This window comes from Pseudoalteromonas distincta (assembly GCF_005877035.1).
In the GTDB taxonomy this organism is placed as follows: Bacteria; Pseudomonadota; Gammaproteobacteria; order Enterobacterales; family Alteromonadaceae; genus Pseudoalteromonas; species Pseudoalteromonas distincta.
Window position 1 is genome coordinate 421,150 of record NZ_CP040558.1, and the last position, 20,456, is coordinate 441,605.

The following is a 20,456-nucleotide window of genomic DNA, read 5'->3' on the forward strand; positions in this document are numbered from 1 at the left end:
TAGCTTTTACCTGTCTCATTATAACTATATGGGTTAAAATACCTACATAACCAACTAACAAGATAGTGAATGTCAAACCAAGATCCAAATCTCAGTCGAGAACAAGAAAAGTACGAAAACCCAGTCCCTAGTCGTGAGTTTATACTTACTCACCTTCAAGAGCGTTCAAAGCCTGCTAACTACGCGCAATTATGTGAAGAACTAGCAGTAAACGATGACGAACGCCAAATAGCATTTAAACGCCGCCTTCGCGCTATGGAGCGTGACGGACAGCTGTATTTCAATAAATTTAAATGCTATGCCCTAATTGACGAAGCCGGTTTAACCAAAGGCAAAGTAATAGGCCACAGAGACGGTTTCGGCTTTTTAGAAGTTGAAGGCGAGAGTAAAGATTGGTTTATTGCTAAGCACCAAATGAATATGGTGTTACATGGCGACATTGTACTAGCTAAAGGCACTAAACGTGGTTCTGGCTCAAAATGCGATGCACGTATTATAAAAGTGCTTACTAACGAGCGCGCGCCAATTGTTGGCCGTTACTTTGTTGAGCACGGTGTTGCTGTTGTAGTCGCTGAAGACCCGCGCATAACGCAAGATATAATGATTTTACCAGGCAACGAAAACGGTGCCCGCCATAACCAAATGGTGCAGGTTAAAATTACGCAAAACCCAAGCCGTAACATGAACGCGGTAGGTAAAGTTATAGATGTACTTGGTGAGCATTTAGCCCCAGGTATGGAAATTGAAGTTGCACTGCGCAATCACGATATTCCACATGTATGGCCAGAAGAAGTTGAAGCACAAGTTGCTCATCTAGGTGAATTTGTTGAAGAAGCTGACAAACAAGGTCGTGTAGATTTACGTGATTTACCACTTGTAACTATTGATGGCGAAGATGCACGCGACTTTGATGACGCCGTATATTGTGAACCTAAAAAATCAGGTGGCTGGCGCTTATGGGTTGCCATTGCCGATGTATCGCATTACGTAGGAATGAACACGCCGCTTAACAAAGAAGCAATTTTGCGTGGTAACTCAGTATATTTTCCTGAGCAAGTAATTCCGATGCTACCAAAAGTGCTTTCTAACGGATTATGTTCGCTTAATCCAAAAGTAGATCGCTTATGTATGGTTGCCGAAATGACCGTGTCGAGCGCGGGCAAACTTTCGGGTTATAAGTTTTACGAAGCGATAATGAACTCGCACGCACGTTTAACTTACACCAAAGTAAATGCCATTTTACAAAACGACGAAAAACTACGCGAAGAATACTCAGCCGTTGTGCCACATTTAACTGATTTACAGCAAATGTACATGGCACTTAAAGCATCACGCCAAGACCGTGGTGCCATAGAGTTTGAAACCCTAGAAACACGTTTTGTATTTAACGCTCAGCGTAAAATAGAATCAATAGTGCCTGTTATTCGTAACGACGCGCACAAACTTATTGAAGAATGTATGATTTTAGCCAACGTATCAGCGGCTAAAATTCTTGAAAAGCATGAAGCGAGTGCGCTTTATCGTGTGCATGACGAACCAGATCAAGAAAAACTAGGTAACTTTACTAAGTTTTTAGGCGAGTTAGGTATTGAAAGTACATTAAGCGACGAGCCAACACCAAAAGAAATAACGCAAGTATTAGCGCGACTAGGTGACCGCCCAGAAGCTGAACTTATTCAAACTATGTTACTGCGTTCAATGAAACAAGCTGTATATCAGCCAGATAACATTGGTCACTTTGGTTTAGCGTTATCGGCTTACGCGCATTTTACATCGCCAATACGTCGTTACCCAGATTTAGTCGTGCATCGTGCTATTAAAGCAGTAATAAAAGCACAAGGTCAGCAAACGTCTGGCGAATATGCTTACACCGACGACGAAGTTGATCAACTAGGTGAGCAGTGTTCTACAACAGAGCGTCGTGCTGACGATGCAACTCGCGAAGTAGCTGATTGGCTTAAATGTGAGTTTATGCAAGACCATGTAGGTGAAGAGTTTGATGGTGTTATTTCATCGGTTACCAATTTTGGTTTGTTTATTCGTTTAGACGATTTACAAATTGATGGGCTTATTCACGTTACTAATTTAGGCGACGAGTTTTTTGCGCATGATGCTGCAAAACACACCCTAATAGGTGAGCACTCTCACAAAGTTTATCGCCTTGGCGATAAAGTAACAGTAAAAGTTGCGTCGGTTAGTTTAGACGATCGCCGTATAAACTTAACGCTTAAAGGCGATGTTGCACAAGACAGATACTCACGTCGTCGTGCACCAAAAAAAGGCTCAGGTAAGTCTGAGCATGCGCCAGCAAGTGTGCGTTCGCAATTAAAAGCAGGCAAAGTACCAGGTAAAAAGTCGCACAGCGATGACAAACCAAAAGGTAAAAAAAAGCCAGCAAATAAAGATAAAGGCAAGCCTGCAAATAAGTCTGCAACAAAACCTGCAGATAAAAAAGCATCAGACACTGCCGTAAAGAAAAAACCAAAGAAGAAGGCCGTTAAAAAGCCTAAAAGAGCAGGCAAAAATGCCCGCAAACGTACTAGCCCAGGAGCAGACAATACGTGAGTAATGAATTAATTTTTGGCTTTCATTCTGTTGAAGCAATTTTAGAAAGCGAACCAGAGCGCTTTGTAGAAATTTACGCCCTTAAAGGTCGTGACGACAAACGCTCAACTCCGATTATTGATGAAGCACGTAAATTTGGTATTTCAGTACAGTTTATGCAGCGTAAAGCCCTTGATAGCAAATCAAAAGGTGAGCAGCATCAAGGTATTATTGCCAACGTAAAAGCAGCGCCAACGTTTAATGAAAAAGATCTTGATGCGATAATCGCTCGTGAAGACACACCGTTTTTACTTGTGCTTGATGGTATTACCGATCCGCATAACTTAGGCGCATGCTTACGTAGTGCAGACGCGGCAGGTGTTCACGCTGTGATTGTACCTAAAGATAAGTCGGCTAAGCTTAATGGTACTGCACGTAAAGTGGCCTGTGGCGCAGCCGAAACAGTACCGCTTATTCAAGTGACTAACCTTGCACGTACGCTTCGCGAAATTAAAGATGCAGGCGTATGGGTTGTAGGTACCGCTGGCGAAACTGATAACCACGTATTTGATGCAAGCTTAACGGGGCCAATGGCTATTGTTATGGGCGCAGAAGGCGAGGGCATGCGACGCTTAACGCGTGAGCATTGCGATATGCTTGTTAAAATTCCAATGGCGGGTACTGTTTCAAGCTTAAACGTATCGGTAGCCACGGGTATTTGTTTGTTTGAAGTATTACGCCAACGTAACGCAAATAACTAATATATAAAACGATAAGTTTTATGTATTAAAAAGCCGAGATTGAAATTCAATCTCGGCTTTTTTGTGTCTGTAATTTACGCTTTAACTTTGTAAGCTTTGGTAAACGGTTTAAAAACAAGGCAATAATTTTTGGTCTTACATAAAAAATTATTAACGCTGTTAGTGAACCGTTTAACCAGCTTTCAATTTAGAATGAGTAAGTGTAGCCCATCTGTACAGTACGCGGCTTACCTGGCTGAATGCCACCGTTTGAACGGTTAGCAACGTATGTTTTATCAAACAAGTTATCAACGCTTAGGTATACTTTTTGATTTTCATCGATTAAGTATTTAGCAGCTAAATCCCATACTACGCGGCTATCAATTGCGTTTAAGCCCGCCTCAGTTAAGTTAGCATGCGCATCAGATACGTAACGTATTTGGCTGTTAACTACAAACGCAGAAAACTCAGCACCTAACGATAACGCTACTTGGTTTTCTGGTACGTAAGGCATTGCATCGCCTTTTTCTACCGCGCCCCAAATTTCTGAATCAAAATCGTTTTTAAACTCAGAGTCTGTGTAGGTGTACGTTAATTTAACTGGGAACATCGCTGTATCAGTTGCAAAAGTACGTGCTGCACTAAATTCAAAGCCCGCTACTTCTACTTCACCGTAGTTGTATTGGTCGCCAATGTTGTCGTCGCTACAACCAACCGCTGCAGTACAGTTACCGTGCATGTTGTCGTAATCTGAGTAAAAAGCAATTACTTCACCGCTAAAGCCATCCATATTAAAGCGAGAGCCAAACTCAATGTTTACACTTTCTTCTTCTTCTTGGTCTGCATTACCAGGTGCTGCTGGTGCATAACCTTTTTGAATGCCCGCAAGTAGCGTTACGTTTTCGTTAAGCGTGTATGTAGCACCTAGTGACGGCACTAAAATTTCAGTGTCGTTCGACACATCTTTAGTTAAACCGTTGCTGCGTGTTGGATCTGATTTAGACCACTCTTCACGAGTAATAGTAATGTCTTCATAACGAAGACCAGCACTTACTACTAATGCGTCAATTGTCCACTCGTCTTGAATAAACAAGGTGCTTGCTTCTGCACTATCTACGCGGTTGCTATCAGAGCCCGGAACGCCTTGCTCTGTAAGCGTTAAGCTTAGGTCTTGATTAAGTGTGTATTTGTCTTCCCACTGAAAACGATCCATTTCGTCTTCGTGGTAACGTACGCCAACAGTCACATAGTGATCGCCTGCAGGAATATGTAATTCAGACTGAATACCTTTAGCTTGGTAATCGCGGTTATTAGCTTTAATACCAATACCTTCAATACCTTCGCTTGTAGGGTTTGCTTCAAATTCACTGTATTGCTCAAGGTAGCTTTCGCTTACTTTGCTGGCTTTATACCAGTTACGATGAAAATCGTTTAAGTAAGCCGTAGCTAAAAACTCATAGCCATCACCAAAACGGTATGCATAGTTAAGTTGGTATGCGTTGTGGCGCGTATTCATTTCATCATTTTGCGATGCAGCATAGCGACGGTAAGGACTTTGTTTATAGTCTTCGTCAGTTAAGCCCATGTAAGTTTCGTCTGATGTTTCGTCAGAGTACTTAATTTTTAGCTCAAGATTATGCGCATCGTTTTGACCAAACGTATGGCCAAACTTTAATAGTAAATCTGTTTTTTCAAAGCCGGTGTTGTCATTGCCTACTGGCAGCTCTTTAAAGCCATCTGCGCCGTAAGTAAATACTTCAATTAAACCTGCTGTGTTATTTTTTTCTTTACCAAAGTAAGCGTGGCCTTTGTAGTAACCGTCGCTACCAAGGGCTGCATCTACCATACCTTTTGAGCTATTTGGCTCAGTTGGTAAGCTGCGCGAAAGTAAGTTTAAAACACCACCCGTAGTACGCGGGCCGTACTTAACTGAGGCTGCGCCTTTTAATACTTCAATAGATTCCATACGACCCATAGTAGGGAAGTAGTATGCAGAAGGTGCTGAATATGGTGCTGGTGCAACTAATACACCGTCTTCCATTACTGATATTTTATCGTTACGGCCAGTACCTGTACCGCGCATACCAATGTTAGGACGAAGGCCATAACCGTCTTCTTCTTGCACGTAAACGCCCGGAACAGACGCTAAAACGCGAGAAATATCGGTAAACTGGAATTTTTGAAGCTCTTCTTCAGAAATAAACGTAGCCGAACCAGGAATATCGTTAATTGCTTGCTGTGAGCCAATAACAGTAATTTGTTCAAAGCGTTGTTCTTTATTGCTGGTGTCTTTTGCTATTGCAGTAGCACTAAAAGACAAAGCAACCGCAGTTGCCAAAGTAGATACTAAAAACTTAGGGTTCATTGTGTTCCTAATCATGTCAATTATCTTAATTGGCGTAATTTGAACACGTTAACGAATACGAATCAATGTTATTAACTATTTAATTATTCAGTTTAATAGAACTAAAAACACCTGCTTATGCAACTTAATTAACTAAATTTTTTCTTTTGTATTATTTTGTAATTGTTTAACTAACTATAAAGGCTGAACGATTTATACGTGCTACGTAAGCGCTAGCCCAAGCGTAGAGCTATAAATTCAGCGAGTTTATCTACCGCATTTTCCGACTCACCCGAACTTTTAACCAAGCTAATACCAATATTACCAAGAGCTGGTAAATGCTTGGTTTGAACCTGATAGTTAAGCTCACTCGGTACTGTACTTTTGGCAAGTACCGTAATACCTAAGCCTTCTTTTAATGCTGCTATAAGGCCGGTTAAATCGGCGTTGCTATAAACTATTCGGTATTTAATGCCTGCACTTTTTAATGCATCAGTAGCACGGCGACGATAAATACACCCCTCTGGTGCGGTAACTAGGGTAACCACCTCATTATGCGCAAGTGACAGGTCGCCCACCCACACTAGTTCGTCTTGCATAAAAATAGGAAACTTATCAGAGTTGAGTCGCTCATTTAGCGCAAGTACTAAATCAAACTGATCTTGCCTTGAGGCCGAAAGCAAATGCTTACTTAAACGCGACTTAACCTCTAACGACACCTCAGGGTAGAGCGCCACAAAGTCGCCAATAATAGAAGGTAGTATGCGCGCTGCAAATTCGCTCGGAATACCCAAGCGCACTTTACCTGCAATGTTTTCTGAGGTGAACTGCTGCAAAATAGCATCGTTGTGTTGCATCATTTGTTTTGCCATAGGCAATAATAGCTCGCCGTACTGGTTTAATACTTGGCGCTGCCCTTGTTTTTTAAATAGTTTATAGCCAAGCACGTCTTCTAAACGCTTTATTTGCAAACTTACAGCAGGTTGCGACAGGCCAAGTAAATCGCCTGCTTTAGCAAAGCCACCTATTTCAACTACCATTACAAAAGTACGTAAACCGTCTGTTGATATGTTTTTCATATTTAAAATTACAATTTATATAGCCATATATATAAGTATTATTTATCAATTGATAAATAATTACAATTTGTTGTTGATAGGCGTGGGCAATATACTTTTGTAATCGAAAATACACAGGTGTTTGTTATGACTTTTAACCCAATAATGTTTGCCCGCCACAGCAACGCAAGTAGTGCGGTTACTAACGCTTTGCAAACTAACAACAATCACGTTGTAATGGATTTTAGCGGCACCGAAACCAGTGTATTTTTAAGCACTATTTTAGGCCTTGATTTAACTAAGCTTACCGCCAGCGGTTTAGGCTTAAAAGGCACGCTTGATGGCGACTATAATTCTGACTACAGTTTTGCTGTTTATTACTTTAGCGAAACCGCCTTTAGATTCGTACTACCACACAACGCAAGCCTTCAACTACAAGCGCTTATAAACGAGCAGCAATTACGTTTTGATATTGATTATGTAGTACGCACCGACCTAGCAAGCTTTATTTTAAGTGGCGACAACGCATTTGATACCCTAGTTAATGCTTTTAAATTAACACCAGGTTTGCGCCTTTCTGACGCGCAACTTTGCTACGGTGCACAAAGCGGTGATGTATTTATTACCGTCATTGATAAAAACGACGAACAACACTTTGTATTAGTAGCTAAACAACAAGAATTACAAAAATGGCAAAGCTACATGCAAGCGCAAGGTTTTGCACTTATGCATAGTGAAGCCGCATAACGAATAAAAACAACAGGTGAGCATTACAATGTTTACCTGTTTTTATATCTATTTAAGCCACGCCCTAAACAGGGTTAATTTAAACGTGAAGGAATGTTATGACTTCTAAAACTGTACTACATGCTAAGCACCTAGAAGCGGGCGCAAAAATGGTTGATTTTCATGGCTGGGAAATGCCAATCAACTACGGCTCACAAATAGAAGAACACAATAGCGTACGTACCGACGCAGGTATGTTTGACGTATCACACATGACTATTGTTGATATTGAAGGGCCTCAAGCAAAAGCATTTTTACGTAAGCTAGTAGCTAACGACGTTGCAAAATTAACCGTACCAGGCAAAGCGCTTTACACAGGCATGCTTAACGAGCAAGGCGGTGTAATAGACGACTTAATTATTTATTTCTTTAGTGAAACGTTTTACCGCTTAGTTGTTAACTCAGCAACGCGCGAAAAAGACCTAGCGCATTTGGCTAACGTATCGAGCGACTTTGACGTAACTGTTACAGAGCGCCCAGAGTTTGCAATGATTGCAGTGCAAGGCCCTAACGCTAAAGCAAAAACAGCCACTCTTTTAAATGCTGAGCAACAAGCTGCTGTTGAAGGTATGAAGCCGTTTTTTGGTGTTCAAGTAGGTGATTTATTTATTGCCACAACGGGTTATACTGGCGAAGACGGTTACGAAATAGTAGTACCGAACGACCAAGCAGCCGATTTATGGCAACAACTGCTAGACGCAGGTGTTAAGCCTGCTGGTTTAGGTGCACGCGACACGCTACGTTTAGAAGCAGGTATGAACCTTTACGGCCTAGATATGGACGAAAGCGTATCACCACTTGCAGCTAACATGGCATGGACCATTGCATGGGAACCAGAAGATCGTGACTTTATTGGTCGTGACGTACTTGTTAAGCAACGCGCAGAAAAAAGCACTGACAAACTAGTTGGCTTAGTGTTTGAAGAAAAAGGCGTTTTGCGTAGCGGTTCTAAAGTAATTGTTGATGGTGGTGAAGGGGTTATTACCTCAGGTACTTTCTCACCAACACTTGGTTTTAGTGTAGCCCTTGCACGTGTACCACGTTCAACAGGCGATACAGCTCAAGTAGAAATGCGTAAAAAATTAGTAAACGTTAAAGTAGTAAAGCCTAGCTTTGTACGTAACGGTAAATCAATAATTTAAATAATTTGGTTATACCAATCACAATAATTATTGTGATTGGTATCCTCCCAATATAAACCAAAGGACAAATAAAATGAGCAACATTCCTAGCGAGTTAAAATACGCACCTTCACACGAGTGGGTTCGTAACGAAGGCGACGGTACATTTACTGTTGGTATTTCTGAGCATGCACAAGAACTTCTTGGCGACATGGTATTTGTTGAATTACCAGAAGTTGGCGACGAAGTAGACGCTGGCGAAGACTGTGCAGTAGCAGAGTCAGTTAAAGCAGCATCAGACATTTACGCACCTATCAGTGGCGAAATTGTTGCTATTAACGAAGAACTTGAAGACTCACCTGAAACAGTAAACAACGACGCTTACGGCGACGGTTGGTTATTCCGTATTAAAGCATCTGACGAGTCTGAGCTAGACAACTTACTAGACGCTGAAGGTTACTCGCACACTATCGACGAAGAATAATTATTCTTTGTAGATAACTAAAAGCCCCGCGTGTTTTATTTAGATATCGGGGCTTTTATGATTTTACAGTTAACTTTTCCATACAAAGTAGGCTGTTAAATCATAAGAATTTTAAGTTATTGCTGTTTACCCATCAGCAGTAGCCACATTTTTTGGATCATAGGAATCTGGACACATGTCAAACGCCAAATCTCTTGAAGAACTAGAGCAAAAGCAAGATTTTATTCGCCGCCATATTGGGCCAAGCCCAGCACAAGTAAGCGATATGCTAAGTGCTTTAGAAGTATCGAGTGTGCAAGAGCTCATTGACCAAACTGTACCGGCTAGCATTCGTCTAGAACAACCGCTAACAGTTGGACAAAGCCGTACTGAAGTTGAAACACTAAGCTACTTAAAATCAGTAGCCAGCAAAAATAAAGTTTTCAAATCGTACATTGGCCAAGGCTACCACCCAACTAACGTACCGCACGTAATTTTACGTAACGTACTAGAAAATCCAGGTTGGTATACAGCGTACACACCGTATCAGCCAGAGATTGCACAAGGGCGTTTAGAATCATTATTAAACTTCCAAACTATGACCCTAGATTTAACCGGTCTTGATTTAGCAAGCGCATCACTACTTGACGAATCAACAGCCGCTGCAGAGGCTATGGGCCTTGCAAAACGCGTATCAAAAGCTAAAAAAGCAAATGCCTTTTTTATTGCAGACGATGTACACACACAAACAATCGACGTAGTAACAACGCGTGCCGAGCAGTTTGGTTTTGAAATAATTGTAGGTAAAGCAGAAGATGCCATAAACCACGACATTTTTGGTGCATTGTTCCAATACCCAACTACATCAGGCGAAGTGGTAGATATAACTGACCTAATTGCTGGCGTACAAAGCAAAAAGGCCATTGCCTGTGTTGCTGCCGACATAATGAGTTTATTACTATTAAAAGCACCGGGTAAACTAGGCGCAGACGTAGTACTTGGTTCGGCTCAACGTTTTGGCGTACCTATGGGTTACGGCGGTCCACACGCTGCATTTTTTGCAACACGTGACGCATACAAACGTTCATTACCAGGTCGTATTATTGGTGTATCTAAAGACCGTTTAGGTAACGATGCACTACGTATGGCAATGCAAACGCGCGAACAACACATTCGCCGCGATAAAGCCAACTCAAACATTTGTACAGCGCAAGTATTACTTGCCAATATGGCAGCGTTTTATGCGGTATACCATGGTCCACAAGGCTTAAAAACTATCGCGCAGCGTATACATCGCTTTGCTGATATTTTAGCAAGTGGCCTTAAAGCTAAAGGCATCGCACTTAAGCACAGCACTTGGTTTGATACGCTAACAGTAGTAAGCGATAGCAAAGACGACGTAATAGCGCGTGCAATTGCAAAAGGCGTAAACTTTGCAACAAATCACGAAGGCGAGTACTCAATTTCGGTATCAGAGACAACAACACGTGCCGATATTACTGAGTTATTCGATATTATTTTAGGCGAAGGCCATGGCCTAAGTGTTGACGCTATTGCAGCCGACGTTGAAGCAAATAGCAGCGAGTCAATTCCTGCAAGTTTAGTACGTGATGACGAAGTACTAACGCATCCAAACTTTAACAGCTACCACAGCGAAACAGACATGCTTCGCTACATTAAGCGACTAGAAAGCAAAGACTTATCGCTTAATCACTCAATGATCTCGTTAGGCTCATGTACCATGAAACTAAACGCGACTGCTGAGATGATCCCAATTACGTGGCCTGAGTTTGCAAACCTTCACCCATTCTGCCCGCTTGATCAAGCAGAGGGTTACCAAATAATGATTGGCGAGCTACACGACTGGCTAGTAAACATTACCGGTTACGATGCAGTATCACTTCAGCCAAACTCTGGCGCGCAAGGTGAATACGCAGGCTTAATCGCGATTCGTAAATATCACGAATCACGCGGCGACGCACACCGTAATGTATGTTTAATACCAAGCTCTGCGCACGGTACTAACCCTGCATCAGCGCAAATGGCGAGCATGAAAATTGTAGTAGTTAACTGCGACAAAAACGGTAACGTAGACATGAGCGACCTTAAAGCGAAAGCTGAGGAAGTGTCTGAAAACTTATCGTGCATCATGATCACATACCCGTCTACGCACGGCGTATACGAAGAAACCATTCGCGAAATTTGTGACATTATTCATGAGCACGGCGGCCAAGTTTACATGGACGGCGCTAACATGAACGCACAAGTTGGTGTAACAAGCCCAGGCTTTATTGGCTCAGACGTATCGCACTTAAACTTGCATAAAACGTTTTGTATTCCACATGGTGGCGGTGGTCCAGGTGTTGGCCCAATTGGTGTTAAATCGCACCTTGCGCCGTTTATGCCAAACCATAGCGTAATTAACGTACCAGGTACTAACATTGGTAACGGTGCAGTATCAGCAGCGCCTTACGGCTCAGCCGCTATTTTACCTATTTCATGGGCTTACATTACCATGATGGGGAGCGAGGGCTTAAAACAAGCCACTGAAATGGCAATCGTTAATGCTAACTACTTAACGCATGAGCTAAGCAAGCACTTCCCAATTTTATACCGTGGTCGTAACAACCGTGTTGCTCACGAGTGTATTGTTGACTTACGCCCGCTTAAAGAGCAATCAGGCATTACTGAAATGGACGTAGCTAAGCGCTTGCAAGATTACGGCTTCCATTCACCAACTATGTCGTTCCCAGTAGCTGGCACATTAATGATTGAGCCAACTGAGTCTGAATCAAAAGGTGAGATTGACCGCTTTATCGAAGCAATGGTGTCAATTAAAGGCGAAATTGAAAAAGTAATCTCTGGCGAATGGTCAATCGAAAACAACCCGCTAGTGTTTGCACCGCATACACAAGGCGACGTGTTAGGTAACGAATGGGACCGTGCATACGACCGTTTTTACGCTGCATTCCCAGTGCCTGCAGTAGCTAAAAACAAGTTCTGGCCAACCGTTACACGTATTGATGACGTATACGGCGACCGTAACTTAGTGTGTTCATGCCCTGCGGTTGAGACATATAGAGATTGATAATTTTTAAAATTTCCAATTAAAGATTGGGAATTTATAAAATTGAAAAAGCCGTTGCAGCAATGTAGCGGCTTTTTTGTGTGTGGTGATTCCACATAAATTATATGGGCGTAGGTTGGGTAGAGTGAAACGAAACCCAACGAATCACAAATATACTTACTCGCTCAAAAGCCAAGAGTATGTGTTATTTATTGTAGGCGTTTAGCTTGCTGACGCGCTGGCGGCAGCCTTAAAGTTATAAATAACATTGTGCACTCGTAGCCTTTAGGCTACATTTATTTGGCAAGTTGAATAAATTGGAGTAATTACTATGACGCTACAAACATCAGATTTTAACCCGTTTGACTATATGGAAACACAGCAAGAAATCAATACATTTTTAGAAGAGTGTTTAGCTGATGATGATCCAAATACCTTTATTGAAGCACTTGGCTTATTAGTTAAAAAGCATGGCGTGAGTGATATTGCTAAAGCAACGGGGTTAAACCGTGAAAGCTTATATAAAGCAGTTAACGGTAAAACTAAACCACGTTGGGAAACTATTTTTAAAGTGATGAAAGCACTTAACTTTCGCCTTACAACACAAGTTGCATAGGCTAGGTAGAGTGAAACGAAACCCAACAATTCACAAATATACTTACTCGCTCAAAAACCAAGAGTATGTGTTATTTATTGTAGGCGTTTAGCTTGCTTACGCGCGGGCGGCAGCCCGAATAAGTATTTGAATAGGTGTTTGAGGTTATCGTCACCGATAATGTTAATGTGTTTCGTACTTTTAAATATTAGAAACCTTATTCAAGGTTTCTTGCCAGATTGCTGGCGGCAACCAAGGGGCGGCTACCGCCGACCGCCCCTTGGAACCCCACGGCGCCCCGAGCATCACGCTATTTCCTTCAAACCACAATTGATGTGAACGTAAACGACGAAGATAGGCCATCCATGGCCTAGTTTCGCCTTATCGCGCTTCCATGCGCGATATTACTCATCAATTGCTTATTTTCAGGGCGTGATGACGGGGGAGGGTGTTAAACGTGAGGTCATTGTTTGGTCTTGGCAAGAAGCAAGACCTGGCCCTCTATTTTCTGTTGAATTCACAGCTACCACTCAAACCTCTCATTGCTCTCTGAATCACGTTCTGTTTCTCTTTCGTAGTTACTAGCAATATATGCTTCCCATTGAACTTTTTTAGCAATACCCCATGCTGATATTTCTTCGTTAGTTGAATCTATTAATGGCTGAAATAATGGTAATCGTGATTCAAGTATTTTTGCTCTTGAGCCTGTCCATCCATTCGGGCTGAAGCTTGTGAGATACTCATCTAGAACTTTAGCTGGTTCAGGGCAGGAGTTTAATAGCTCTATTGCTAGTGGTGTCCACTTAATTGATTTTTCATTTGATTGGTACGGCGTAATTATAGATGCGAGTACAGGGTAACTATCTTTGCCATTACTTTTACACCAATCTAGCGTGCTTTTCATATCAACTTTAGAAAATGGGCTTACTTTCTTATCAAACTTACCTTTTATTGCATTTCTTATCTGTGTTTCAACTTCAGCATTACTACCTATAAATACTTCAAGAGCTAATATTGGGTGTAATTGAATAACTGTAGACATAAATTCAGGGAAATCATATCGGCCAATTATATGTTTCAAAATTTTCGCTTTAATTGCCTCTAGAACAGTTAAAGCATACTCTTTATTTGCACCAGCAGAAAAGCAGACATTGGCTATTTGGGTTAAGCTATGATCGCTGCCTCCCAAAGGTCCTCTTTCTTCTGGGTAATCGAATAATGCTAAAAATGATGCAGATTTCTCTTTAAGCAAGTCTGAAACAATATAGTGTTGGTTTTGCTTTAGCCCATGAAAACGCATAGATAATATATGGATAGCAACGTTCTGCCCACATTCTTTGTGCCAAATCAAATCCAAAATCTCGCATAACTTTTCATCAGGTATTGGTTCGTGCCTTCGTCCAGGTGCGAGGTCGTTATACTCCCTTATTAGGCATGTATTTTCCTGTAGCGATTGAATAATACGAGCGGTAGACTCTGTATCAATCTGGTAGCTTAGTTGAACTCTGATGAAGTGTTGTTTAAGTATAGGATGAATAAGAAGGCTATCTAAGAAATGATTAGTCAGTGCGATATTATGTGTCGAAAGGTAATATATTTGGCCACATAAAAAATCAAGATTTCTTTCTTTTTCTGGAAGTTTCTCCAATACACTTATCACTTTAGTTAATGCTTCAGAGTTATTTTTTACTCCTTCAGCGTAACCTTTGCCGAATGCAAATAAATTAGAGCTTATTTCTGAGTATGATAGTAGTTTGCGAAGAATATCTTCATACTCTTTTGGCGGTCTGTTTGCTAATTGGATACCTAGTTCAATAGAGTATTCGTGCCCTTTTTTATACCCACGCTCAATTACTTTACCATTATCATCCATCTCCTCTAGGTCATAAAATTTCCACGGTTCAGCTAAAACGTACATATCTATATCGTCCAGAATACAATTTGGTGATAGTAGTTCAGAAATTGACTTTAACCTTTGAATATTATCTTCATTTGATGAACTACAGTCAAACCTCAATATTGAGTGGATTGCTTCAAAGCCATCGCTCCACATTCCTGATTTGCTTATTTCTACACATATCTTCTCAATTACATCTCTAAGGCAACTTACTCGCCATAAGCTTCGTAAGTTTTTACTGAGTATTTTCTTTGCGAATGACGAAACTTGAGAATCACTGGCTATTAACTCAGCTGTATATTCGATGAATAGTTTATACCAGTCTTCAACATCTTGGTTGGTCTTTGGTCTGTAACCAAAGTCTCTTGGGTTTGCACCAAAATCAAAGCTATGGTGTGAGGAAAAGTGCCAAGCTTCTAGAGATGAATCTAAAAGCTCAAAAGCTAGCTCAATGCTATTCTCAGTATCGCTAGCAATTAAATTATTGATAACATTTAATCGCTGCTCTTTGGTTGCATGAGTACCAGATAAATATAGTTGGAACAGTGATTTTAAAATATTTCTGATAGAGTTGTAATTCTCAGTTTTATCTTCAGATAGTGTGAATTGGCATAACAATTTAGCGCATGTGTCAAAATACTGTTCCTCATATGCAATAGATCTAATAAGCCTTGTTATTTCGGTAAATTGCTTATTTTTTCGTGTACAAAACTCAGGCTGTTTAGCTAAAGCTTCAATGTGAAATAAAGCTTCTTTCGTTGAAATAGGTGCTACATTATTAAGTAATATCCAAGCAAGCTTATTTTTGCCTTTTGTATATAGTTTATATAACAGCCCATTTTCACTTAACCAATCATTAACGATGATTTTAGCTTCTTCACATTGAGGTAGGTAGCCTAGTCTCCTAGAAAATGACTTTAATAATCGCTCGTTTGTAGATTCATTAAAGTTACTGGAAATAATAGCGGAACTTATATTTTCTAACGCATATTTGGCTAACCTATTAGCAATAGGGTGGGGTAATACAGCCATCCATTTACTACGTTGCTGAACTAAGTTTCGACGTTTTAGTTCTATTGCCGATTCAAACATAGTTTTTGAAGGAATTTCTGATAGGTTACTGAGAAATGTAATATCATCACTATATAGCTTATCACTATTAATTTGGAATGAATAAACTAGTGAAAGATATTGAGCTGCCTTTTCGAGTGACTTTTCATTGGTATGGCGTTGATAAAATAGCCTTCTAAATAGTTCTTCATCCCTTAGACTTGAAATGTTTTCGTCTTTACCTATTGTTTCAGCCAAAGCCAAAGCTATTCTTGAGTTACCACCTGAAAATTCACTAATTGTTCTAGAGTTTTGCTGACCTAGGTGCTGATATCTAGCGTTAAGTATTTTTTCTATAAGCTCGATTGAAGATGGCTCTAAAGAGAATACTTCAGTCTGCTCTGGTTGGTCTTCTCTTAAATCATATTCGACAGTCAGTAAGTTGGTGTTACTGCTTTCAACGCTGCATAGGGTTGTAAGTGATCTATGTAAGTCAGGTGGGCAGTTATCTATAATTAAAACTGCTTTACGGCCTTCTCCCGCGATTTTTTCTGCCAGAGCTTGTGGCGTTGGTGTTGGAGCGTTGGCCATATCAGTATAGAATACAGCCCTATGGGGTAATGGATTTTCACCAATACGCTCATCAAATAAAGCTTGCACAAATCTAGTTTTTCCAACACCAGATAAACCAACAAGTCTAATCGATGCTTTTTTTTCTAGTAATTTACCGCGAATAAGGTTTAAGCCGTCTAAACCTTTATGTCCTTCATTATTGTTTGACGATGAATCGAGTAACCTAACCTGTTCATCAAAGAAATATTCACCGGATGTTCCATGGGGGCAATTTGCCCAGTTATTATATCCTTCCCATGAGTTTGTATCGTTATAAAACCTAGAATTTATCCATAGCTCATGAAATTCTCTTTTTTTTTGAGATATAAAGCCTTTGACGTGTGTGTAAATTTCGTCTTCTTTGTCTGCTGGTTTACAGATGTTTTCGTGACAAGATTCAATAGGAATAGCTCTAGTTTCCGGTAAGCCTGGATCTGCACTGTCAGGCTTAACAACTTGTATTACACCATACATTTTCTTTGTTTCTGTAAGGATAAGGTGTCTTATTGGGGCATTCGAAGACCAATCTCTATACCAAGTGTTGAGTTCTCTTAAATTAGGATCATTTCTACTTAAAGATGCAGTGGCTACTGATGGCTTTAATAAAGTAGTACACTTTAAGAGAGCTCTAGCAGCTAAATTATGGCCAAGTAAAGCTATGTCAGAGCCCAAGTGAGGAGTTCCTAAAAAAGCCGAACCTGACACTCTGCCTAAAAATTGTTGTGCTTCGACTCTATTAGTTTGATCATGAGCAATTCTAAGTATTTGCTTCGTAATTAACCCACCAAGACTATGACAAACAAAGAATATTTCGCCTTCAGATAGCTGAGGAGTTTTTAGCATATGTTCAAATATATTGGTAGCTAGGTCAGGGATACCCATACCAGTGCTATTGAAAGATAATTTTGGTGCGGAATATTCAACAGTCCATATGTTTAGATCGCTATTATCTTCAGCTAACCACATTGGCCAAGCTTCATCTTTAGAGCCTTTTTTAAGCCAAGTGCTGTTAGCACTTCCTCCTAGCCCATGTAGAAAAATAACATGAATATCTTTTATCTCATCAGAATCTGACCTAAGTACTATTTTTGCCACTGTTCTTTCTCTTCAATCCATTGTTTAATATCTACACGTTTAAAACGCCAGCTACCACTGACCTTGAAGTCAGGAAGTTTACCTTAGCTAGCTAATCGGTAAGCGGTTTTTTCATTGAGTTTTAAATAGAGCGCTAACTCTTGAATAATGAGTATATCTTCAGCGGTTCACAATGTCCCCTAACTTAGATTAATCCCATCATATGAAGAGCAAAGTTTTGACTACATACCAAGTACCTAGATTTATAGTTTATTGCTCATTGAGTTAATTACTCTGTCTAGACCACTGCGAATAGAGTTTAAGAATGCGTTTACCATGTGATTAACCGTGGCAGAGGGCGTGAGAAAATAAAGGGCAATATTATTGCCCTTTTTTACGCGCTTAAACTAGTAGTTATTAACTATAGCGCTACTAAGCTTTGCTCTAGCATTGCCTTTATTTGTTTTACTATTTTAGCTTCTGTTTCAGGTTCGAATTGTTGTATACGTGGGGTATGAATATGCCCTGTAGGTATACTTGAATTAAGCGCATCGCGCAGGCGAATACTTCGGTACGATATTTCGTTAGACAGGTAACCACCACCGCCGCCATTTACCGCAATACTATTTTTAAGCTCACCGTACGAACCCGCTTTATAGGTTTTTTCAAGCGTGGTGACTTCATGATTGTCGATAACTTTATAAGGGCCTTTGGCTTGTTGCATGTAAGTTACAGGCAAGCTAAATTTTACAAACTCGTTGCCCGGGAGTGGTCGGCCATTAAGTTTTGGTATTACTGGGCTTGTTTGCGTTCCGCCATATACAATATTGGCATTATCGGGGGCGGTTACACTGCGGCGTTTACCTGGGAAACGCTCTAAATCAAATTCTGTTCTGCCCATACTTACGGTTACTACCATGTCTACATTATTAAGTGCGTAGTAGGGGGCAAGTAGCGACTCTATTATGCCTTGATCAAAATCTTCGTAGCGTACAGGCACCATAACGGTGTTAATTTCTGCGCTTATGCCGTTGTAATTAATAACTTGGCCGTCGAGTAATAACGCCGCAACACCTGAGGGATTACTTTGGTTTATATTTTTATCGAGTAAAAATGGGTCAAAGCCTGTAAGTAATATTTTTTTAGTGCTGCCTGATGAAAAAGCAAGATCGGTACGGCCTCTGCTGCCGTCCTCAAGTAGGGTTAGTAAAGTATTTAGTTGAGCCTGCGTAATTGAAAATTTAGGTGACGTTGTGCGTATTACTTCGCTTGAAAGCAGGCGTGCCCAGTAAAGCTCTCGGTCGTCGTAGTTATTAGTTTTTATTATGCGTTGTTTTGCGTTTTCCCACAGTTCAAAGCTAAAGCTTTGTACTAAAATTTTTGCACTTTTAAAGTCGTTTAATTCTTTAAATTGTTGCTCAAAACTTGATACTTGTGGGGTAAATGCATTTAAAACATTTGGCATTGCTGATTGGGCTTTGTTGATACGCTGTTCTTCAACAGTTAAAGGATTACTTAAAGCAGCGAATGAAGAGGCAATTAAGCTGGTCGCTAATAATACTTTGATCATAATACTCCTAAGATAAAGCTATTGTTTTATGTGTAATTTACTATCCTACTATTGCTAACTTAGGGCAACCAATTAACGTTGAATCGACTGATATTTGCTTTTGTTGTTTGTTATGCAATTCAACACTGCAACATACTAAGGAGCTCAGTGCGGCCTTGTTCTTCTTATTTTTCAGCAGTATTGAGTACAAGCGCTTGCTGTTTTATTTGCACTGCAGAGTGTTTTTCTATTAATAAAATCGCAAATTAGCGAGCTGCTAAAAAGTGGAGTCGGGATGCGGGCATTATTCAAAAGCTTGTAGACGGGCAACAACTGTAGGTTGGTTTGGGATAGGCGAAACCCAACGCATAGCCAATGTAATAAATTCAGCTACAGATAAATACCAATGCTATTGGTTGTAGGCGCTTAGCTTGCTGGCGCGTCGGGCGATAGCTCGAAAAGTTTTACAAAATTGTCTACAGACGCCTCTACTATTAATAAAGCCTAAGTCACTTTGATAATTAAGTAACTGTGGAGCTCTCATAGTTTGCTAGAGGCTCTTTTTTAGCTAAATATTTAAAGCTGCTTTGGCGTTTGCTAAATAGGTTTGTGATACTGGTACTTCCAAACCATTTTCCATAATAAGTATAAGTTTTCTGCCTTCTTTTTTACTTGCAGCAACTGCTTCACGCGATACCCACCAAGAGCGGTGTGTTTGAAAACCATCGTAATTTTCTAATTTTAATAAAGCATCTTTAAACCGTATAAGTAATAGGTGCTGGCCTTTATCTGTAACTATATTTAGGTAATGGTCGTCCATTTGTAGACAAATTAATCGACCTCTTTTTTCTAGTGGTAATTCGTTGATTAGGTCGTTTACTTGTTGATTTTGAATAGTTACGATTTTTTCAGACTCATCAGTAAGTGCTTTTTCACTTTGCTGTAACTGTTGATTTTGTTGTATTAAGATGCTTTTTATAGAACTTACACCCGCAATAACTCCGCCAATAAATACACACGCAAAAAAAGACATGGGGAGCGATTGCCAGTAATTTTCAAGCGAGTTAAAAAATAGGTTAATGATTAAGGGGGTCAAAAGAGCCATGATGGCACTGGCCGTGAGTGTTGAAATAATTAGCCTAATTGCTGCATTGTTATAAGGCTGAGGTAAGGATTTCAACAACCATACGGATAAAATTTGTATTGTAGGTGAGTAAATTCCATAGCCGCTAAAGCAAATGATTGTCCAAAAAGCTCCGCTGTATAAAAAGCTAATTTCATGCATACCAAATGGTTTTAGAAACGTTAAAAAAAGCACAAAAATAGCCACAACCACGCAGTCAGATAAAATACTTCCTTTATCCCAGCTCCCTCTTACATACTGATTAATATGGTTTATTTCACGATTCGTCAATTGAACTCCTAGTTTTTTTATTTATTTTACGAAGTTTACTGTATAGCTTACGAAAGCGCTGTGGAAGGTGTTGGTTGTTAACCTTATTGTTATTTCAACGAGCCAAGAGGGCTCCGTCAATCTAACTTATTAGGAGTAGGAA

General features: G+C 40.3%; 12 protein-coding genes. 7 read left to right on the forward strand and 5 right to left on the reverse strand.

Going from position 1 to position 20,456, the window contains the following annotated elements:
- The first annotated feature begins 69 nt into the window (after positions 1–69).
- Positions 70–2,565, forward strand: a complete 2,496-nt coding sequence (rnr, locus tag FFU37_RS01880) for a ribonuclease R (RefSeq protein ID WP_138488570.1) — start codon at positions 70–72, stop codon at positions 2,563–2,565.
- On the forward strand, positions 2,562–3,305 hold the full coding sequence (rlmB, locus tag FFU37_RS01885) for a 23S rRNA (guanosine(2251)-2'-O)-methyltransferase RlmB (protein WP_002958023.1): 744 nt from the start codon (positions 2,562–2,564) through the stop codon (positions 3,303–3,305). Before rnr ends, rlmB begins: the two co-directional genes overlap by 4 nt.
- Positions 3,306–3,492: 187 nt before the next feature.
- On the opposite strand, the gene FFU37_RS01890 is transcribed toward rlmB, so the two are convergent.
- Entirely contained in the window at positions 3,493–5,649 is a 2,157-nt protein-coding gene (locus FFU37_RS01890; protein ID WP_138488571.1) for a TonB-dependent receptor family protein, read from the reverse strand.
- A 212-nt stretch (positions 5,650–5,861) separates the two neighbouring features.
- Complete coding sequence (locus tag FFU37_RS01895) at positions 5,862–6,707, reverse strand: LysR family transcriptional regulator (protein ID WP_002958025.1); 846 nt, start codon at positions 6,705–6,707, stop codon at positions 5,862–5,864.
- Between the two features lie 126 nt (positions 6,708–6,833).
- On the opposite strand from FFU37_RS01895, the gene FFU37_RS01900 reads away from it, so the two are divergent.
- The 5 genes from FFU37_RS01900 to FFU37_RS01920 all read left to right on the forward strand — a co-directional run bounded on the left by FFU37_RS01900 (position 6,834) and on the right by FFU37_RS01920 (position 12,739).
- The gene (locus FFU37_RS01900; protein WP_039485272.1) at positions 6,834–7,433 is read left to right on the forward strand and encodes a hypothetical protein; all 600 of its coding nucleotides are present in this window, start codon (positions 6,834–6,836) and stop codon (positions 7,431–7,433) included.
- Between the two features lie 98 nt (positions 7,434–7,531).
- Positions 7,532–8,614, forward strand: a complete 1,083-nt coding sequence (gene gcvT, locus FFU37_RS01905) for a glycine cleavage system aminomethyltransferase GcvT (protein WP_002958027.1) — start codon at positions 7,532–7,534, stop codon at positions 8,612–8,614.
- A 73-nt stretch (positions 8,615–8,687) separates the two neighbouring features.
- Positions 8,688–9,077, forward strand: coding sequence for a glycine cleavage system protein GcvH (gene gcvH / locus FFU37_RS01910; protein WP_002958029.1), 390 nt, complete (start codon positions 8,688–8,690; stop codon positions 9,075–9,077).
- 175 nt (positions 9,078–9,252) lie between these two features.
- Positions 9,253–12,144: an aminomethyl-transferring glycine dehydrogenase gene (gene gcvP, locus FFU37_RS01915; RefSeq protein WP_138488572.1), complete on the forward strand. Its 2,892-nt coding sequence runs from the start codon at positions 9,253–9,255 to the stop codon at positions 12,142–12,144.
- A 310-nt stretch (positions 12,145–12,454) separates the two neighbouring features.
- Complete coding sequence (locus tag FFU37_RS01920) at positions 12,455–12,739, forward strand: addiction module antidote protein (protein WP_096793685.1); 285 nt, start codon at positions 12,455–12,457, stop codon at positions 12,737–12,739.
- A 502-nt stretch (positions 12,740–13,241) separates the two neighbouring features.
- On the opposite strand, the gene FFU37_RS01925 is transcribed toward FFU37_RS01920, so the two are convergent.
- The 3 genes from FFU37_RS01925 to FFU37_RS01940 all read right to left on the reverse strand — a co-directional run bounded on the left by FFU37_RS01925 (position 13,242) and on the right by FFU37_RS01940 (position 20,314).
- A complete protein-coding gene (locus FFU37_RS01925) occupies positions 13,242–17,372 on the reverse strand; it encodes an esterase/lipase family protein (protein ID WP_138488573.1) in 4,131 nt (1,376 codons plus the stop codon).
- Between the two features lie 400 nt (positions 17,373–17,772).
- Positions 17,773–18,921, reverse strand: a complete 1,149-nt coding sequence (locus FFU37_RS01935; RefSeq protein ID WP_138488574.1) for a PA0049 C-terminal domain-containing protein — start codon at positions 18,919–18,921, stop codon at positions 17,773–17,775.
- A 547-nt stretch (positions 18,922–19,468) separates the two neighbouring features.
- Positions 19,469–20,314: a LytTR family DNA-binding domain-containing protein gene (locus FFU37_RS01940; protein WP_138488575.1), complete on the reverse strand. Its 846-nt coding sequence runs from the start codon at positions 20,312–20,314 to the stop codon at positions 19,469–19,471.
- Positions 20,315–20,456 lie beyond the last annotated feature (142 nt).